Here is a 15,207-nt window from a genome sequence, read left to right as displayed (position 1 = left end):
TCGCAATGTCAGGTATAGCTAACCATTGGACACTTTGTTACACACTCAAAACAACCAATTAGGGAGATCCAACGTGAAGATTGGTGCACCCAAGGAGATTGCTTCCGGTGAGGCGCGTGTCGCGCTCACTCCGGAAAGCGCCCTCCAACTCCAAAAGCTTGGACACGACTGTTTTATTGAAACCGGAGCAGGCAAAGCCGCCGGTTTCGATGATTCTGCCTATAAAGACGCCGGCGTTAGCATCATTGAGGGTGCCAAAGCCCTCTGGGACGCAGTTGATACTGTCATCAAGGTGCGGGAACCTTCCGAACAGGAAGCCCACTACCTGCGTGAAGGTCAGACGCTGATCAGCTTCTTCTGGCCTGCCCAGAACGAAGCCATGCTGGAGACCTGCAAGAAACAGGGTGCTTCCGTCATTGCCATGGATATGGTGCCGCGTATTTCACGCGCCCAGAAAATGGATGCCTTGTCTTCCATGGCCAATATCGCCGGTTACCGTGCGGTAATTGAAGCGGGTAATAATTTCGGACGCTTCTTTACCGGCCAGGTGACGGCGGCAGGCAAGATACCGCCCGCGCGCGTGCTGATCGTGGGCGCTGGTGTGGCCGGGCTGGCCGCCATCGGCACCTCGACCTCGCTTGGGGCGATCACGCTGGCCTTCGACGTTCGTCCCGAAGTGGCAGAGCAGATCGAATCGATGGGTGCCGAATTCGTTTTCCTGGATTTCGAAGAAGATGTGGCGGATGGGGCCAAGACAGGCGGCTACGCTGCGCCCTCCAGCCCGGAATTCCGCGAGAAGCAGCTGGAAAAATTCCGCGAACTCGCGCCCGACACCGATATCGTGATCACCACAGCGCTTATTCCGGGTCGTCCCGCACCTAAGCTGTGGACCGAAGACATGGTCCAGATGATGAAGCCGGGGTCGGTCATCATTGACCTGGCAGCCGAAAAAGGTGGCAATTGCGACCTGACCGTGATGGATGAACGTGTTGTCACCGACAATGGCGTGGTCATCATCGGCTATACCGACTTCCCCAGCCGGATGGCGACGCAGGCCTCCACGCTGTATGCCACCAACGTACGCCACATGCTGGCCGACCTGACGCCGGACAAGGACGGCGTAATCAATCACAACATGGAAGACGATGTGATTCGTGGCGCGACGGTGACCCATCAAGGAGAAGTCACCTTCCCGCCGCCGCCCCCAAAAGTGAAGGCGATTGCAGCAGCCAAGCCGAAGGAAAAGGTGAAAGAGCTGACGCAGGAGGAAAAGCGCGCCAAGGAAGTGGCCGCGTTCAAGGCACAGACCAAGCAGCAGGTAACGCTTATTGCCGTGGCGGCGGCGCTGTTGCTGACCGTGGGCCTGGTGGCGCCTGCCAGCTTCATGCAGCATTTCATTGTATTTGTGCTGTCGGTCTTTATCGGCTTCCAGGTGATCTGGAATGTCGCGCATTCGCTACATACGCCGCTGATGGCCGTGACCAACGCCATTTCGTCCATTGTTATCCTGGGCGCGCTGATTCAGATCGGGTCATCCAGCCTCCTGATTACCGTTCTGGCGGCGGCTGGCATCTTTATGGCGTCGATCAATATTTTCGGCGGTTTCCTCGTGACACGGCGCATGCTCGCCATGTTCCAGAAATCGTAAAGCGGGGGATTACAGTATGGAATACGGATTCACGATTGCGACCTATGTGGTCGCGGCAGTTCTTTTTATTCTCTCGCTGGGTGGTCTGTCCGGGCAGGAAAGCGCTAAACGCGCCGTCTGGTACGGCGCTGCCGGCATGGCGATCGCCATTATCGGCACGCTGATCGGGCCGGGGCAAGGGCTTTGGCTGGGATCCCTCGTGCTGATCGCCTTGGGCGCAGCCGTCGGCTACCAACTGGCCACCAAGGTGCAGATGACACAAATGCCCGAACTGGTGGCGATCATGCACAGCCTCGTCGGGCTGGCGGCGGTTATTGTCGGTTTCAATGCCGATATCATGATCAACACCATTGCGGGTATTTACGCAGCCAATGATCTGGTCTTTGGCGCGGTCGGAGCGGACGGGTATACCGCCATCGGCCTGCCACAGGGTATCAGCGACGGGCTGTCGTCTTTCGGTCAGCTTATCGCCAAGAAATCCTCGGTCGAAATCACCATCCTGCAGGTCGAACTGGTGCTGGGCATCTGGATCGGTGCTGTCACCTTTACCGGCTCGGTCGTCGCCTATGGCAAGCTGGCGGGCCGGGTAAATACCGCCGCGCAGAAATTGCCGGGCGGGCATATGCTGAACGCGGCTGCGGCAATCGGGTCTCTGGTGCTGGTGTTTGCTTATCTGGGCGGCGCTGGCAGCTGGACCCTGATCTTGCTGACGCTGCTGGCACTGTTCATCGGCTACCACCTGATCATGGGTATCGGCGGGGCAGACATGCCGGTTGTCGTGTCCATGCTGAACAGCTATTCCGGTTGGGCAGCAGCGGCCATCGGCTTCAGCCTTGGCAATGACCTGCTGATCGTGGTGGGCGCGCTGGTGGGCAGCTCTGGCGCAATCCTGAGCTACATCATGTGCAAGGCCATGAACCGCAGTTTTGTCAGCGTCATCCTCGGTGGCTTTGGTGGCCCCAGCGGCCCGGCGGCGGAAATCGAAGGCGAACAAGTCGCTATTGATGCCAGCGGTGTGGCGGCTGCGCTCAACGATGCCGACAGCGTGGTGATCGTACCGGGTTACGGTATGGCCGTTGCCCAGGCTCAGAATGCGGTGAGTGAGTTGACCCGCAAGCTACGCGCAGCAGGCAAGAACGTGCGCTTTGGTATCCACCCCGTGGCAGGGCGTTTACCGGGACACATGAACGTACTCCTGGCAGAAGCCAAGGTGCCTTACGACATCGTGCTGGAAATGGACGAAATCAATGATGACCTGTCTTCAACCGACGTGGTTATCGTGATTGGCTCCAACGACATCGTTAACCCGGCAGCCCAGGACGACCCGAATAGCCCGATTGCCGGTATGCCGGTACTTGAGGTGTGGAACGCCAAGCAGGTGTTTGTCTGTAAGCGTGGTCAGGGCACCGGTTACTCGGGTATCGAGAACCCGCTGTTCTTCAAGGACAATACACGGATGTTCTATGGCGATGCCAAGTCCACCATCGGATCACTGCTCCCGCAGATCGATTAAGCCTTAACCAGAAAGGCCGTTCGTTAACCGTTCGGCATCTGTAAGCGCCTATAACGCCCCTTCGGGGGCGTTTTTTATTGTCAATAAGCATTAGAAAAATAAAATGCTGCATAGCAACAAAAAAGGTCTATACTGGTTGGGACACCCCCTGGAGGAGTCTCACTATGTCAATACTTATCAGCCACCCTACCTTTGATACCGAGGTTCTTCGCGCCTGGTTACGTCAGGCGGAATACCAAACGGCCCTCACTAATGCATGGATCAGTTATTTCAAAGGATAGCGCTTTATCGCTTTGCTATCGCCATGTACGCCGGATCATTGTCCGGCGTTTTGCTGTCCGGCATACCGGAACGCATACCTTTTTACGGTTAAGAAGATGTTCACACTGGCTTTTTTCGAGTACGTTGCTAAAAGTATTTTTCCAGTTGGTTTCAGCGCATTTCTTGAAAGCAGTTCCCTATAGCTGGTTTCAAGGACTGGTTTCAAGGACTGGTTTCAAGGACTGGTTTCAAGGACTGGTTTCAAGGACTGGTTTCAAGGGCTGGTTTTAAGGACTGGTTTTAAGGACTGGCTGTATGGAATGGTTGTTAGGAATAGTTTAAAGAGCCGCTATCAAGGACTTCTCTTAAACCCAAAGGAGGCTAAATGATTGATCTTCGCAGTGATACCGTCACCCGACCCACTAAAGCTATGTATGCCGCCATGCAAGAAGCCCCTGTAGGCGATGATGTATGGGGTGATGACCCCAGCGTTAATGCCTTTCAGCAACGTCTTGCCGAGGAAACCGGCAAAGAAGCTGCCCTGCTTTTCCCTACTGGCACACAGAGTAATCTGGTCGCCCTGATGGCTCATTGTGAACGCGGTGACGAATATATTGTTGGCCAATCGGCACATACGTATCGCTATGAAGGAGGTGGTGCTGCCGTATTGGGGAGTATTCAACCGCAACCTATCGAAAACGCTGCGGATGGCAGCTTGCCGCTGGAAAAAATCAGTGCGGCAATCAAAGCCGATGATTTTCATTTTGCCCGTACCCGTTTGCTGGCACTTGAGAATACGATCAGTGGCAAAATACTGGCCGCTGATTATGTTCAGCAGGCAACAGAACTGGCTCGTCAGCATGGCCTGGCCACCCATCTCGATGGCGCTCGCCTGTTCAATGCTGCCGTTGCCAGTCACACTCCTATTCAAGCCCTGTGTTCACCCTTTGATAGCGTTTCATTGTGCTTCTCCAAAGGGTTAGGGGCGCCTGTCGGCTCGGCATTGGTGGGTTCACAAGCGCTGATTGACCGTGCGCGACGCTGGCGCAAGATGGTCGGCGGCGGCATGCGCCAGTCAGGGATCATTGCAGCCGCCTGTCAGCATGCGCTGGAACATCATGTCAGTACGTTAGCCGATGATCATCAGCGGGCAGCCAGCCTGGCAACAGCGCTTGGAAACCTTCCCGGCATCAGCATTGCCTCACAGGCAACCAACATGCTGTTTGTGCGTTTCCCCACAGAGCACCTTGATACCCTCACCCGCTGGTTGAGCACGCACGACATCCTGATAGAACCTCTATACAGCAAGGACACTACACGACTGGTGATACATCGTGACATCAACGATGACGATATTGATAACGTCGTTTCTGCCGTTGAGGCATATTTCCAACACCATTGAGCCACTCTTGTATCGATTACTGCCTTGCTTATATTAGGCAAGCCACTCGCTGCCGAGCGCCAGCTGAATGGCGACGGCGGCCATCATGGCGCCAATCACGCCATCGATACGGCGCCACACATTCGGGCGGGAAAGCCAGGGCGACAACCGGGCACCGCCCCAGGCCAATAAACTGAACCACCCAATGGAGGCGGTTGCCGCTCCTGCGACAAACGTCATGGCATTGGTCTGTTGCGCGCCGATGGCAGGAATCAATAGCAAGGTATCCAGATAGACCTGAGGGTTAAGCACGGTTACTGCCAGCGTTGCCAACAACACTCTCGTGAGACTGCGCCCCTTTTCGGCCTGTGCGCTCAAGCCCTGACGCCCTGTTGCCGTTCGGAAAAAGGCCATGGCCGCCAGATAACTCAGGAACACGACGCCGACCCAGCGCAGCGCCTCCATCGCACTGGGCATGGATAGCAATAATGCACTGACTCCAAACATCCCAGCCGATAGCAAAGCGATATCGGCACTGATGCACATACCCGCCGACCACCAATGATGCTCGCGACGAATGGCGACTCCCAGCACATAAGCATTCTGTGCACCAATCGCCATAATGATGCCGCCACTAACAAAAACGCCCGTTAAATAACTTTCCCACATGATCCGCCTCGTTGTTGTGTGATTGCCTCAATACGTCGCAGCATAACGCCTGGCTTTTATTTCGAAAAATCATCATGCTAATACTGCATTAATTTTTCTTATATCTATTTTACGGATCACCTGATGCTGGACTACAAACTACTTCACGCCCTGGCAACCGTCGTGGAATGTGGGGGCTTTGAACGCGCGGGGGAAATCATCGGCCTATCACAATCGGCGGTATCACAGCGGATCAAGACTCTGGAAGTACGCCTTGGCCAACCTGTGCTAGTAAGACATCCTCAATTGGCACCCACACCAGCAGGGCAACGCCTACTCACCCACTATCAGCAGGTACAGCTGTTAGAACGCGATCTGCGTGGTGCGCTTCCCACACTCGACGTGGCGGCACCGCGCCTGCGCATTGCCCTCAATGCAGACAGCCTGGCCACCTGGTGGGCCGAGGCAGTGGCTGAGTGTTGTCAGCAGCACGGCGTTTTGATTGATCTTGTGATTGAAGACCAGGATGTCGGGTTGAAGCGTCTGCGTGATGGTGATGTTGCCGCCTGCTTATGCGCCACCCCCACTCCGGTGGCCGGGGCTCGCTGCCAAAAGGTCGGTGATATGCATTATCAGCCGTTAGCCACGCCCGACTACCGGCAACGTTATTTCCCTGACGGCATCACCCCTGATGCATTAGCTCAGGCCCCCGCCATCGTTTATGGGCCGAATGACCAGCTACAACACAGATTTATGGCGCAAAGTGGCTATCACGGGCATTTCCCTTATCACTTATGCCCATCTTCGGAAGGCTTTGTGCGTCTGGCCGCTGCAGGCATGGGATACGGCATGATCCCCTCCATGCAAGCAAAGGCACTGATTAAAAACGGGGAACTGGTCAGCATTGCACCATCGCAAACGCTTCAGGTTCCCCTTTTCTGGCACTACTGGCGCCACAGCGGCAATGTCATTCAACACCTGACGCAAGAGCTCGAACGAGTCGTGCTCAACAACCCGTGCGACGCTATTCAAACAGGCTCATGCGCTTCATGACGTTATCGCGCTTAATGAGCCAGTGATAAAGCGCGCCCATAACGTGTAGCACAATCAAGGCGAGAATGACCCACCCAAGGCGACCATGCCAAAGGTAAAGCGTTTCCGATAACGCTTTGTTTTCACTCACTAGCGGCGGCAATGTCCACTGAAAAAACTGTACTGGAAAACCGCCTGCTGCCGTAGCCCACCAGCCAAGGACCGGCATAATGATCAACGCCAGGTAAAGCAGATGATGAACACTGGTGCTCACAATACGCTCAAAGGCATTCAGAGGAGGCTCGTGATCCGGCACGACAAACACCCATCGCGTGATGATGCGTAACGTCATCAATAGCAGTATCCCAACGCCGAGCGTCTTATGTGCCGTATATAGCAGGTTGGTGACGCCCTGCCCGACAAGCGCTACCGTACCTTCGTAGCCCAGCGTTCCCAGCAGGGCACCGCTTGCCAGGGATAAAACAACACAGGCTGCCACCAGCCAGTGCAGGACGCGGTGTGGGTAAATATAGTAGTCAAGTTCGTGCATCGGCATCTCTCCCAGGTGTTTAATCCGTGAAACTCATTGTTTTCAATCTTTCGCTAGAACCCACCCTTTACGCTGGATAAACAGTTGCTTACCTCACCCAGGAAGGCGTTACGTTAACTTCGCACATCATCGTGGAAATGGCCGCAAAAGCGGGCAAACTTGCCTAAAAATACCACAGCGAGTATCATTAGCGAATGGTCGCATTTTATCTATGAATGTGATATTGCAATATCTACTGCATGAGGGATTTCCATGGCAGTTACAAAACGTATCACCCCACTTTTATGTTTTATCATGCTAATGTTTGGCGTATCCACTAACACCTATGCCAACGAGTCAGATGACATTATTCAACAAGGCGTTGCTTCTTACTATAGCGACTACTTTCATGGCAGAACCACCGCCAGCGGAGAGACTTTCAACCAGCAGGAATTAACTGCGGCACATAAAAGTCTGCCTTTTGGCACTCGGGTCCGCGTTGTTCGTTCTGATACCGGTCAAGAAGTCGAAGTTGTTATTAACGATCGAGGCCCTTTTGTTAAAGGCCGTGTGATTGACCTGTCCAAAAGTGCTGCTCAAAAACTCGGCATGTTGAATCGCGGCGTTGCCCCGGTACTCATCACACAGACCGATTAATCACAGCCCCGACAGCTCTGCCAACAAAAAATCAACAATGCCGGCTCTCCCCGATGAGCCGGCATTTTTTATTACCTGAATCACTTCTGGTGGCAGCGACGATGCAACGACTGCATCTTTTCTGCCATTTCGCTCCATGGGCCATCAACCACTAACCCCGGCACCACCTGCTGAATAGGCAGTGTGGCAACGGGTGGAGGCGCAACGCCCCAGTCACTCAACCAGCGGCTTAACTGCTCGGTTGAGCTGACGTACACAATCCGCCCTAACCCAACCCAGCCATGGGCTGCTGCACACATAGGGCAATGTTCCCCCGATGTATAGACTGTCGCACTGGCACGCTCCACCCCACTCATATGATTCGCTGCCCATCGCGCCAACGAAAACTCGGGGTGCTGTGTGGCGTCTCCTCCCGCGATTCGGTTGCGATCTTCCGCCAGCACCTCACCGTCAGCTCCCACCAGAATACTACCGAACGGCTCATCTCCAGCCTCCAGCGCTTCCTCAGCCAGTTCGATGCAACGTTGCAGATGAACCATATCAGTCGCGTTAATCATCACAATCTCCGTCAATGGGATATGTCTCACCATAGCGGCTCGTTGTGAAATCGTACAAGACGCTTCCGTAAGCGAAGGCAAAACGTGCCAGTGATTGACATACGTCTGTTCTTTATATAGAACAAACAATGTAAATAATAATTAAGCCACAGACATGAGCTGAAAAATGGATGAGAAATCTTCAAGCACATTAGGTCAGCACTTGCAGTCACTACGTCAAGCGCGCGGCTGGTCACTCTCTCATCTTGCTAATGCAGCGGGCATGGCCAAGTCCAATTTATGCCGCCTGGAGCAGGGTAATGGCAACCCTACTTTAGATACCATCTGGCGGTTGGCTGTGCAGCTGAATGTTCCTTTCGGCACCTTGGTCGCTCCGATTTCCGTGCCCCTTGGGGAAGATGGCGTACAGGTTCAGTTAATTGACCAGGGGAAAGGCTCGCCCCAGGTCGATGCTTATTGGATGCGCTGCGCTCCGCATACTCTGCGCCAGGCTGAAGCGCATACATTGGGCACTAAAGAAACACTGACACTGATTAGCGGCTGGTTAGAAGCAGGTCCAGAGGGAGCGGTTACCACGTTAACCCCTGGCGAGAGCCTCACCTTCCGTGCTGACAAGCCTCATCTATACCGTACCGAAGACCAGGAAGCCACCATGCTACTCACCGTGACTTACGGCGAACAAGGGGACGCCTAATGAACCAACCTGCCAGCCATTCACCGTGGCGTAGTGCGCTACAAGGCGTAAGGGAGGCCATTCCGCTGTTAGGCGGCTATATACCGGTGGCACTATCGTTTGGTTTGGTAGCCAGCCAGGCTGGCTTCAGCACCTTCGAAGCTACGGCTATTTCTACACTGATTTACGCTGGGGCTTCGCAGTTTCTGTTTGTCGGCATGATCGTGACAGGCGCACCACTCTGGCTGGTGGTGGCAATGACGTTGCTGATTAATGTCCGCCATGTGGTGTATGGACCTAACCTAGCCGAGCTGCTGCCGCGCAGCCGCCACTGGCCGTGGTTAATGCATGGCCTCACCGACCAAGTATTCGCCCTGGCCTTAACCCGGCTTCCTCAGCTCCCCGAGGTTAAGCGTTTTAGCTGGTTTGTGGGTTCGTCGCTACTTGCATGGGGGGTATGGATTATCGGGACTGCCGTCGGCGCTACAGCAGGGGAAGCCTTCACTACACGCTGGCCACTGCTGGGAGAGATCATGCCCTTCGCTTTACCTGCTCTCTTTCTCACCATGGTAGCACCGCGCTTCACTGATAAACGCTGGGCTGCCGCCATGGGGTGCACCATTCTGGCCGCGTTAGGCTTGACCCTTTCGGGGTGGAGTAATGTCGCCATCCCTCTTGCTGCTGCCTGCGGGGCGCTGTGCTTTTACATGGTTAAATTTCAAAAACGGGGACAACCATAATGAGTATCGAGCTATGGCTAGCCGTCGCGGTTTCCGCTATTGGTACCCTGCTGATGCGCGTGGTGCCTTTCCTGTGGATGCAGCGCCGCCTGGGGAGCGACGCTGACATTAACGCCATGCCTCAATGGCTTGGCATTCTAGGCCCATTAATGATTGCTGCCGTGCTGGGGGTTTCCACTGTGCCCGTTAACCCAAGCGCCATTTCCTGGCTCGCCACCGCCATCGGGCTTTGTGTCACGCTGATAGTATGGCGGCGGCTACGTTCACTGGGCTGGCCAGTGGCTGCCGGGGTCGCGGCGTTTGGTTTGGTGGAGATCGTCGCGACGCTTTAAAACGCCTGCTCATCCAACGCGCCTACGGCTACCAGCGATATTTAACACTCCCGATAATGCTGCGGGACTCGCCGTAATAGCACCAGTATTCACAGCTTGCCACGTACTCCTTATCGGTCAGGTTGTTAACATTGACCTGAGCCTGCCAACCATCGGCAAATTCATAACCGACCATCGCATCCATCAGTGTATAACTCCCCACTGCGGTGTTATCCGCTACGCTGGTGTCTACCGTGCCACCCACATAACGCACGCCACCGCCTAAGCTCAAACCCTCAAAGGCATCGCCTGTGAAGGCATAATCCAACCACGTAGATGCCTGATGACGAGGTATTAACGGCGCACGCTTGTCATCTTCAAGGCGCGAGTCCGTGTAGGTATATGCCGCCGTCACTTTCAAATCGTCCGTCAGGTAACCCACGCCTTCCAACTCAAACCCTTGAGAGGTACGTTCACCTTCCTGCACCTGAAAACCACTCGGCGAGTTAACCAGCGTATTGCTCTCTTGCAGGTCAAACACAGCGGCGGTTACGTAGCCATCCCAACCAAAGGGCGCGACTTTGACACCGGCTTCCCACTGTTGCCCCTCGCGGGGCTCATAAAGCTCGCCCTCGCTATCCACGCGTCCCAACGGATCAAACGACTCGGTATAGCTGATATAGGGGTTAACGCCATTTTCGCCCAAGTACATCGCCCCACCTGACCAGGAGACCTGGTCATCGTCTGAGCGCTGGGTTGTTCCCGAAGTAACGTTACTATTTTCGGTATCTGCCTGATCATAGCGGACGCCGCCCAACAGCACCCAGCGGTCATCGAGGCGCAGCTGGTTTTGTGCATACAGCCCGGTCTGCTCTTTATCGATCTCGCGGGTGAGCAAATCCTCAGCCCCAACCGGCGTAAAGTTGCCGTAAGTCGGATTAAAGATATCGATCGGGTCGCCGAACGGGAACGGGTCCGCTTCCTGGCCACTCACCCCAAGGTTCTGATAATCCGCCCCCAGCAGCAGCGTGTTTTCTGTGCGGTCGGTGTACCAGGTTCCCACCATGCGGTTGTCGACTGTCCAGCTATCAATTGTGCCATCGCGGTACACATGACCGCGTGCCGCCTCCCGCTCATCAGCCATAAAGAAGGCGTAGGTACTCCGCAGTTCTAAATCCAGCTTGCTGTAGCGTAAATCCTGCTCGAAGCGCCAGGTGTCGCTAAGTTGATGGCGTAACTCATAGCCTAACGCCCACTGGGTGCGGTTACCTTTATCATACCCTGGCTCGCTCAGGTTGGTTTGCGGGTCGACACGGCCAAAGGGTGTGTCCTGCACCGTGCCATAAGGCAGCTTGAAGGCGTTAACCGGAACACCGTCATCCTTTTGCACGCTGGCCAGAAACGTCACCGTTGTATCGTCACTGACATCGACCGCCAAACTCGGCGCAACGTAATAACGCTCGTTGTGAGTCCCATTCAGATCCCCATCACGCTCCTTATAAAGGCCAACCAAACGGTAACGAACCTTATCGCTCTCCCCCACCGGGCCGCTGGTATCAATGCCTAACTGGCGATGATCGCGGTTGCCGAACTGAACGTTCACCTCACCTTGAGGCGTTTGCGTAGGGCGTTTGCTGACTGCATTAATTAAGCCCCCAGGCGGCGCTTCGCCATAAAGAATAGACGATGGCCCTTTAAACACATCCACCCGCTCCAAGCCAAATGGCTCCGGCAGCCACTGATAAAAACCTTCGCGATAAATCCGCAAGCCATCCTGGTAAGTAGATTGGTCAAACCCACGCACCTTGAACCAATCAGTGTTGTTATCGCTGCCGAAATGCCCTGAAAGCACCCCTGCCCGATAGCGGAAGGTTTCATCCAATTGCTGAACGTTGCGGGCTTCCAGCTCTTCACGGCCAACACTTGAAACGGGGCGCGGTGTTTCTACCAACGGCGTATCCACTTTCAACGCAGTGGCAGTGACGACGACGGGATCGTTAGCAACACGTTCTTCTTGAGCGAACGCCACCAGCGGCACAACACTCAGCATTCCACCGAGCGACACCAGCAATGAACGGCGCACCGCCGCCGTCAGCGGCGCGACAGAAAACGGCATGGACGTAGTGAGCATGGGAAGGTCTCAACAAATATGAAGGGGAACTTTACAATAAAGCTAATGATAAGTATTTTTATTCACACACGCAATAATTGCAAACAAGCTTTGAGAACAGAGGCTTGTTGAAAAGGCGCTATTGGGAAGTGATGAAAGCACACACAACAAAACAATCACCAGGCGGCAAGCCTGCGACTTTTGAGACAAGCTAAGTGGAGGAACTAAGCAAGAGGATACGAGAAGATGCATAGCCTACTTACAGTGCTACAATATAAGTACTGTGTAACACATGAGGATATGCTCCATGACCGATGCCACCTTCACTTTTCGGGTCGATGAAGAGCTTAAAACAGAATTTGCCATTGCAGCCAAGGCCCACGACCGCACAGGGGCGCAGCTTCTGCGTGATTTTATGCGCAACTATGTGGCGCAGCAGCAAACACAGGATTATGACGCTTGGTTAATTGCCAAGGTAGAGCAATCACGGGCCTCTGCGGAAGCAGGCAATCTAATCCCAGCAGCCGATGTTGAAGCCAAATTTGCAGCCAGACGTGCCGCTACTCGCGCCCATCTATCAAAGACTAAATGATGGAGTTGGTTTGGACGCCAGAGGCTATGCAGGATCGTGAAGACATTTACGATTACATAGAGTCAGAAAACCCACTGGCGGCTTTGACGCTAGATGAACTGTTTTCCGAGAAGGCCACAATTCTGGTAAATCACCCTGGCAGCGGACGACCGGGTCGCGCTTCGGATACTCAAGAGCTGGTCGTCCATCCCAACTATATGCTTGTGTACGACATTGTGGGGAAGCAGGTGCGTATTCTGAATGTGGTGCATACGGCTCGCCAATGGCCTCCAGTTTAGGGATAAACCGCAACAGACAACCAAGCAGCGACCAGTTGGCAACCAAATCACTGCCAGTTGCAGCAAAATATAGTATCGATAGTTGATAACCAAAAATGTACTATGTACACCTAAATACGCACTGGCTAAAGGAACGCCCTAACGTGAGTCATGCGATTGAATTTATCGAAACCCCCGACGTTCCCAGGCCATTGCCACAGACAACGAATTAAATGAGCTGCAACGTACTCTGATTGCTCAGCCCAACAAAGGTGACCTGATTCAGGGCACGGGTGGGCTACGTAAAATACGAATGGCATTAGGCAACCAAGGCAAGAGCGGCGGTGCCAGGATAATCTACTTTTTGGCAACGGCAGAGAGAATCCACCTGATACTGGCCTACCCCAAGAGCGTGAAGGACAGCTTAACGCCTGCTGAAAAGGCCACATTGAAAACACTGACCCACCAATTGAAGGGGGAGGTTTCCAGATGAGCATTTTTGACGAATTGCAAACATCGTTGCAGGAAGCCGTTGAGATCAAACAAGGCAAAGCACAGGCAAGCCGCATCACACGCCATGAAGTGGCTGATGTACGAGCTATTCGCGCCAAGCTTCACGTCTCTCAGGCGGAGTTTGCTGAAGCGATGGGAACCAGTGTAGACACCATCAAAAGCTGGGAAACCAAGCGCCGTAACCCGACGGGATTAGCCGCTAAAGTGTTGGCGACGATTCAGGACAACCCCGCTTTTTCAACGAGCTTGCTTCGCATTAATGTCTTATTTTGATCGTAAGTAAAATAAAGGCAACCTTGGTTCACTGGGTCAGCTTGCCCCATGCTCTACTTCACTTTGGTTGGTAAAGTTAAGAGAGTACCGGCGTTGGCCTTCCTTTCTCTACTGTAAGATCCAAAAAGCTGCGGTTATTCTATGAATCCAGGGCAGCGAGTGCTGCATGCCTCGTTGACAAGCCATTGAGCGCGAACAAAAAGAAATAAACAAAAAAAGGCAAAAATGACGGGGAAGCTCAGGGTCAAGGGACTCATAATCCCTTGCTTAAAAAGCAGAATCAAAATGGTTGGCCCAGTAAGACTTGAATCTACGACCAAGGGATTATGAACTTGCTTTTAAAACCATAAACCACTAAGAAAAAAGGAAAACCAACCGTAAACGAGCGAAAGGTACAGTTTTTTGAAATCAGTAGGTTAGCGAAAATTGAGGATAGCATGTGGAGCTGTTGTGTGTACCGCTGCTGTAGTGATTTGGGGTCCTCACCTCTTTCGAACAGCATGCCTATTGGAAGCACCTACATTGCGAACTATACAGAACTTTGTATACTTACATCATGTCAGAATATAAGCCCCTAAATTTCCGAGGCAGCGCCCTAGCCGATCTCCGCGCTTTCCCGGCGACTGTCCGGCAGGAAGCAGGTTACCAGCTCGACAAGGTGCAAAGAGGGCTTGATCCGAACGACTGGAAGCCAATGGCCACCGTTGGTCAGGGCATGCGGGAAATTCGCGTCAGAGACGCTAGTGGTGCATTTCGAGTGATCTATGTAGCCAAGCTCGCCGAAGCTGTCTATGTCCTGCACTGCTTCCAGAAGAAAACCCAGAAGACGGTAAGCGCGCCACTAACCACATCTTCTCAACCTGAGTTTTGCTGACCACACTGAGGCTTTCTTTATCCAGGAGATTCTCATGGTCCAAGAACTCAATGCCATGCAGGCGTTTTGGCTCGGGCATCTTTATCACGCTTCTGTTCGGGAGATTCCCCTCAGCGAGTACGCGACACAACAGGGGCTCACCTTAGCCGATCTGTTGCTCTGGGAAAAACGCTTGAATGTGCGCGGTTTGCCGGTGCCAGCTCGTCATCGTCCTGCCCGGTTTGTGCAAGTGGCGGTGACGCCATGATCCGCCCCAGTACTGACCTGACCGTATACCTTTGCCGCGAGCCCGTCGATATGCGCAAGCAGATGGATGGCCTGGCGTTGCTGGTTCAGGAGGCAATGGAACTGAACCCGTTTGATAAAGCGCTGTTTGTCTTTGGTAATCGCCAGCGAGACAAAATTAAACTCCTGTTCTGGGAGCGTAATGGCTTTGTGGTCTGGTATAAGCGCCTGGAGCGTGAGCGATTCAAGTGGCCAACGCACCTGGAAAGAGAGTCCGTGACGCTGAGCGGACAAGAACTCAACTGGTTACTGGACGGCTATGACCTGAACGTCATGCAGCCTCATAAAGCACTGGATTTTCAGCGTGTTGGCTGATTTTTTGCTCTACTTTCAACGGGCTTTTTGATACACTT

19 protein-coding genes are annotated in these 15,207 nt (G+C 53.8%); 15 read left to right on the top strand and 4 right to left on the bottom strand.

What is annotated here, in order from left to right; translation table 11 throughout:
* Positions 1–73 precede the first annotated feature (73 nt).
* From ACU6TU_RS04570 to ltaE, 3 genes are all read left to right on the top strand, one after another.
* Entirely contained in the window at positions 74–1,648 is a 1,575-nt protein-coding gene (locus ACU6TU_RS04570) for a Re/Si-specific NAD(P)(+) transhydrogenase subunit alpha (protein ID WP_447143394.1), read from the top strand.
* Positions 1,649–1,664: 16 nt separating this feature from the next.
* Complete coding sequence (locus ACU6TU_RS04565) at positions 1,665–3,161, top strand: NAD(P)(+) transhydrogenase (Re/Si-specific) subunit beta (protein ID WP_447143393.1); 1,497 nt, start codon at positions 1,665–1,667, stop codon at positions 3,159–3,161.
* A gap of 646 nt (positions 3,162–3,807) precedes the next feature.
* Positions 3,808–4,824, top strand: coding sequence for a low-specificity L-threonine aldolase (gene ltaE / locus ACU6TU_RS04560; RefSeq protein WP_447143392.1), 1,017 nt, complete (start codon positions 3,808–3,810; stop codon positions 4,822–4,824).
* Positions 4,825–4,857: 33 nt separating this feature from the next.
* Here ltaE and ACU6TU_RS04555 read toward each other — a convergent pair whose 3' ends face one another.
* Entirely contained in the window at positions 4,858–5,472 is a 615-nt protein-coding gene (locus ACU6TU_RS04555; RefSeq protein WP_447143391.1) for a LysE/ArgO family amino acid transporter, read from the bottom strand.
* Positions 5,473–5,595: 123 nt separating this feature from the next.
* Here ACU6TU_RS04555 and ACU6TU_RS04550 point away from each other — a divergent pair, with 123 nt between their 5' ends.
* A complete protein-coding gene (locus ACU6TU_RS04550) occupies positions 5,596–6,504 on the top strand; it encodes a LysR family transcriptional regulator ArgP (RefSeq protein WP_447143390.1) in 909 nt (302 codons plus the stop codon).
* On the opposite strand, the gene ACU6TU_RS04545 is transcribed toward ACU6TU_RS04550, so the two are convergent.
* Complete coding sequence (locus tag ACU6TU_RS04545) at positions 6,476–7,033, bottom strand: cytochrome b (protein ID WP_447143389.1); 558 nt, start codon at positions 7,031–7,033, stop codon at positions 6,476–6,478. The genes ACU6TU_RS04550 and ACU6TU_RS04545 overlap by 29 nt on opposite strands.
* 300 nt (positions 7,034–7,333) lie before the next feature.
* Here ACU6TU_RS04545 and ACU6TU_RS04540 point away from each other — a divergent pair, with 300 nt between their 5' ends.
* On the top strand, positions 7,334–7,669 hold the full coding sequence (locus ACU6TU_RS04540) for a septal ring lytic transglycosylase RlpA family protein (RefSeq protein WP_447144181.1): 336 nt from the start codon (positions 7,334–7,336) through the stop codon (positions 7,667–7,669).
* Between the two features lie 80 nt (positions 7,670–7,749).
* On the opposite strand, the gene ACU6TU_RS04535 is transcribed toward ACU6TU_RS04540, so the two are convergent.
* Positions 7,750–8,226 carry a nucleoside deaminase gene (locus ACU6TU_RS04535; protein WP_447143388.1) on the bottom strand — a complete coding sequence of 159 codons (477 nt, stop codon included), beginning with the start codon at positions 8,224–8,226 and terminating at the stop codon, positions 7,750–7,752.
* A gap of 166 nt (positions 8,227–8,392) precedes the next feature.
* On the opposite strand from ACU6TU_RS04535, the gene ACU6TU_RS04530 reads away from it, so the two are divergent.
* The 3 genes from ACU6TU_RS04530 to ACU6TU_RS04520 are packed head-to-tail and all read left to right on the top strand — an operon-like array spanning position 8,393 to position 9,971.
* Entirely contained in the window at positions 8,393–8,920 is a 528-nt protein-coding gene (locus ACU6TU_RS04530) for a helix-turn-helix domain-containing protein (protein WP_447143387.1), read from the top strand.
* Complete coding sequence (locus ACU6TU_RS04525) at positions 8,920–9,639, top strand: AzlC family ABC transporter permease (protein ID WP_447143386.1); 720 nt, start codon at positions 8,920–8,922, stop codon at positions 9,637–9,639. The genes ACU6TU_RS04530 and ACU6TU_RS04525 overlap by 1 nt, the downstream gene beginning before the upstream one ends.
* Positions 9,639–9,971 carry an AzlD domain-containing protein gene (locus ACU6TU_RS04520; RefSeq protein WP_447143385.1) on the top strand — a complete coding sequence of 111 codons (333 nt, stop codon included), beginning with the start codon at positions 9,639–9,641 and terminating at the stop codon, positions 9,969–9,971. Before ACU6TU_RS04525 ends, ACU6TU_RS04520 begins: the two co-directional genes overlap by 1 nt.
* Positions 9,972–9,999: 28 nt before the next feature.
* On the opposite strand, the gene ACU6TU_RS04515 is transcribed toward ACU6TU_RS04520, so the two are convergent.
* Positions 10,000–12,000: a TonB-dependent siderophore receptor gene (locus ACU6TU_RS04515; RefSeq protein ID WP_447144180.1), complete on the bottom strand. Its 2,001-nt coding sequence runs from the start codon at positions 11,998–12,000 to the stop codon at positions 10,000–10,002.
* A gap of 367 nt (positions 12,001–12,367) precedes the next feature.
* Here ACU6TU_RS04515 and ACU6TU_RS04510 point away from each other — a divergent pair, with 367 nt between their 5' ends.
* From ACU6TU_RS04510 to tnpB, 7 genes are all read left to right on the top strand, one after another.
* Entirely contained in the window at positions 12,368–12,652 is a 285-nt protein-coding gene (locus ACU6TU_RS04510) for a CopG family ribbon-helix-helix protein (protein ID WP_447143384.1), read from the top strand.
* Positions 12,649–12,930, top strand: coding sequence for a type II toxin-antitoxin system RelE/ParE family toxin (locus ACU6TU_RS04505; RefSeq protein ID WP_447143383.1), 282 nt, complete (start codon positions 12,649–12,651; stop codon positions 12,928–12,930). Before ACU6TU_RS04510 ends, ACU6TU_RS04505 begins: the two co-directional genes overlap by 4 nt.
* A gap of 292 nt (positions 12,931–13,222) precedes the next feature.
* Positions 13,223–13,402, top strand: coding sequence for a type II toxin-antitoxin system RelE/ParE family toxin (locus ACU6TU_RS04500; protein ID WP_447143382.1), 180 nt, complete (start codon positions 13,223–13,225; stop codon positions 13,400–13,402).
* A complete protein-coding gene (nadS, locus tag ACU6TU_RS04495; RefSeq protein WP_447143381.1) occupies positions 13,399–13,695 on the top strand; it encodes a NadS family protein in 297 nt (98 codons plus the stop codon). The genes ACU6TU_RS04500 and nadS overlap by 4 nt, the downstream gene beginning before the upstream one ends.
* Positions 13,696–14,251: 556 nt before the next feature.
* Positions 14,252–14,569: a type II toxin-antitoxin system RelE/ParE family toxin gene (locus ACU6TU_RS04490; protein ID WP_447143380.1), complete on the top strand. Its 318-nt coding sequence runs from the start codon at positions 14,252–14,254 to the stop codon at positions 14,567–14,569.
* A gap of 34 nt (positions 14,570–14,603) precedes the next feature.
* Complete coding sequence (locus ACU6TU_RS04485; RefSeq protein ID WP_447143134.1) at positions 14,604–14,816, top strand: hypothetical protein; 213 nt, start codon at positions 14,604–14,606, stop codon at positions 14,814–14,816.
* Positions 14,813–15,169, top strand: a complete 357-nt coding sequence (gene tnpB / locus ACU6TU_RS04480; protein WP_447143135.1) for an IS66 family insertion sequence element accessory protein TnpB — start codon at positions 14,813–14,815, stop codon at positions 15,167–15,169. The genes ACU6TU_RS04485 and tnpB overlap by 4 nt, the downstream gene beginning before the upstream one ends.
* Positions 15,170–15,207: the final 38 nt, after the last annotated feature.

It is taken from the genome of Halomonas sp. LS-001, from assembly GCF_052983955.1.
This window is presented reverse-complemented; position numbering and strand designations above follow the sequence as displayed.

Coding starts and splice junctions, on each gene's coding strand:
- ACU6TU_RS04545 (WP_447143389.1), bottom strand. CDS start 7,033: ATGCACGAACTTGACTACTATATTTACCCACACCGCGTCCTGCACTGG.
- ACU6TU_RS04520 (WP_447143385.1), top strand. CDS start 9,639: ATGAGTATCGAGCTATGGCTAGCCGTCGCGGTTTCCGCTATTGGTACC.
- ACU6TU_RS04490 (WP_447143380.1), top strand. CDS start 14,252: ATGTCAGAATATAAGCCCCTAAATTTCCGAGGCAGCGCCCTAGCCGAT.
- tnpB (WP_447143135.1), top strand. CDS start 14,813: ATGATCCGCCCCAGTACTGACCTGACCGTATACCTTTGCCGCGAGCCC.
- ACU6TU_RS04555 (WP_447143391.1), bottom strand. CDS start 5,472: ATGTGGGAAAGTTATTTAACGGGCGTTTTTGTTAGTGGCGGCATCATT.
- ACU6TU_RS04515 (WP_447144180.1), bottom strand. CDS start 12,000: ATGCTGAGTGTTGTGCCGCTGGTGGCGTTCGCTCAAGAAGAACGTGTT.
- ACU6TU_RS04500 (WP_447143382.1), top strand. CDS start 13,223: ATGGCATTAGGCAACCAAGGCAAGAGCGGCGGTGCCAGGATAATCTAC.
- ACU6TU_RS04535 (WP_447143388.1), bottom strand. CDS start 8,226: ATGATTAACGCGACTGATATGGTTCATCTGCAACGTTGCATCGAACTG.
- ACU6TU_RS04530 (WP_447143387.1), top strand. CDS start 8,393: ATGGATGAGAAATCTTCAAGCACATTAGGTCAGCACTTGCAGTCACTA.
- ACU6TU_RS04510 (WP_447143384.1), top strand. CDS start 12,368: ATGACCGATGCCACCTTCACTTTTCGGGTCGATGAAGAGCTTAAAACA.
- ACU6TU_RS04525 (WP_447143386.1), top strand. CDS start 8,920: ATGAACCAACCTGCCAGCCATTCACCGTGGCGTAGTGCGCTACAAGGC.
- ACU6TU_RS04565 (WP_447143393.1), top strand. CDS start 1,665: ATGGAATACGGATTCACGATTGCGACCTATGTGGTCGCGGCAGTTCTT.
- nadS (WP_447143381.1), top strand. CDS start 13,399: ATGAGCATTTTTGACGAATTGCAAACATCGTTGCAGGAAGCCGTTGAG.
- ACU6TU_RS04540 (WP_447144181.1), top strand. CDS start 7,334: ATGTTTGGCGTATCCACTAACACCTATGCCAACGAGTCAGATGACATT.
- ACU6TU_RS04550 (WP_447143390.1), top strand. CDS start 5,596: ATGCTGGACTACAAACTACTTCACGCCCTGGCAACCGTCGTGGAATGT.
- ACU6TU_RS04485 (WP_447143134.1), top strand. CDS start 14,604: ATGGTCCAAGAACTCAATGCCATGCAGGCGTTTTGGCTCGGGCATCTT.
- ACU6TU_RS04505 (WP_447143383.1), top strand. CDS start 12,649: ATGATGGAGTTGGTTTGGACGCCAGAGGCTATGCAGGATCGTGAAGAC.
- ltaE (WP_447143392.1), top strand. CDS start 3,808: ATGATTGATCTTCGCAGTGATACCGTCACCCGACCCACTAAAGCTATG.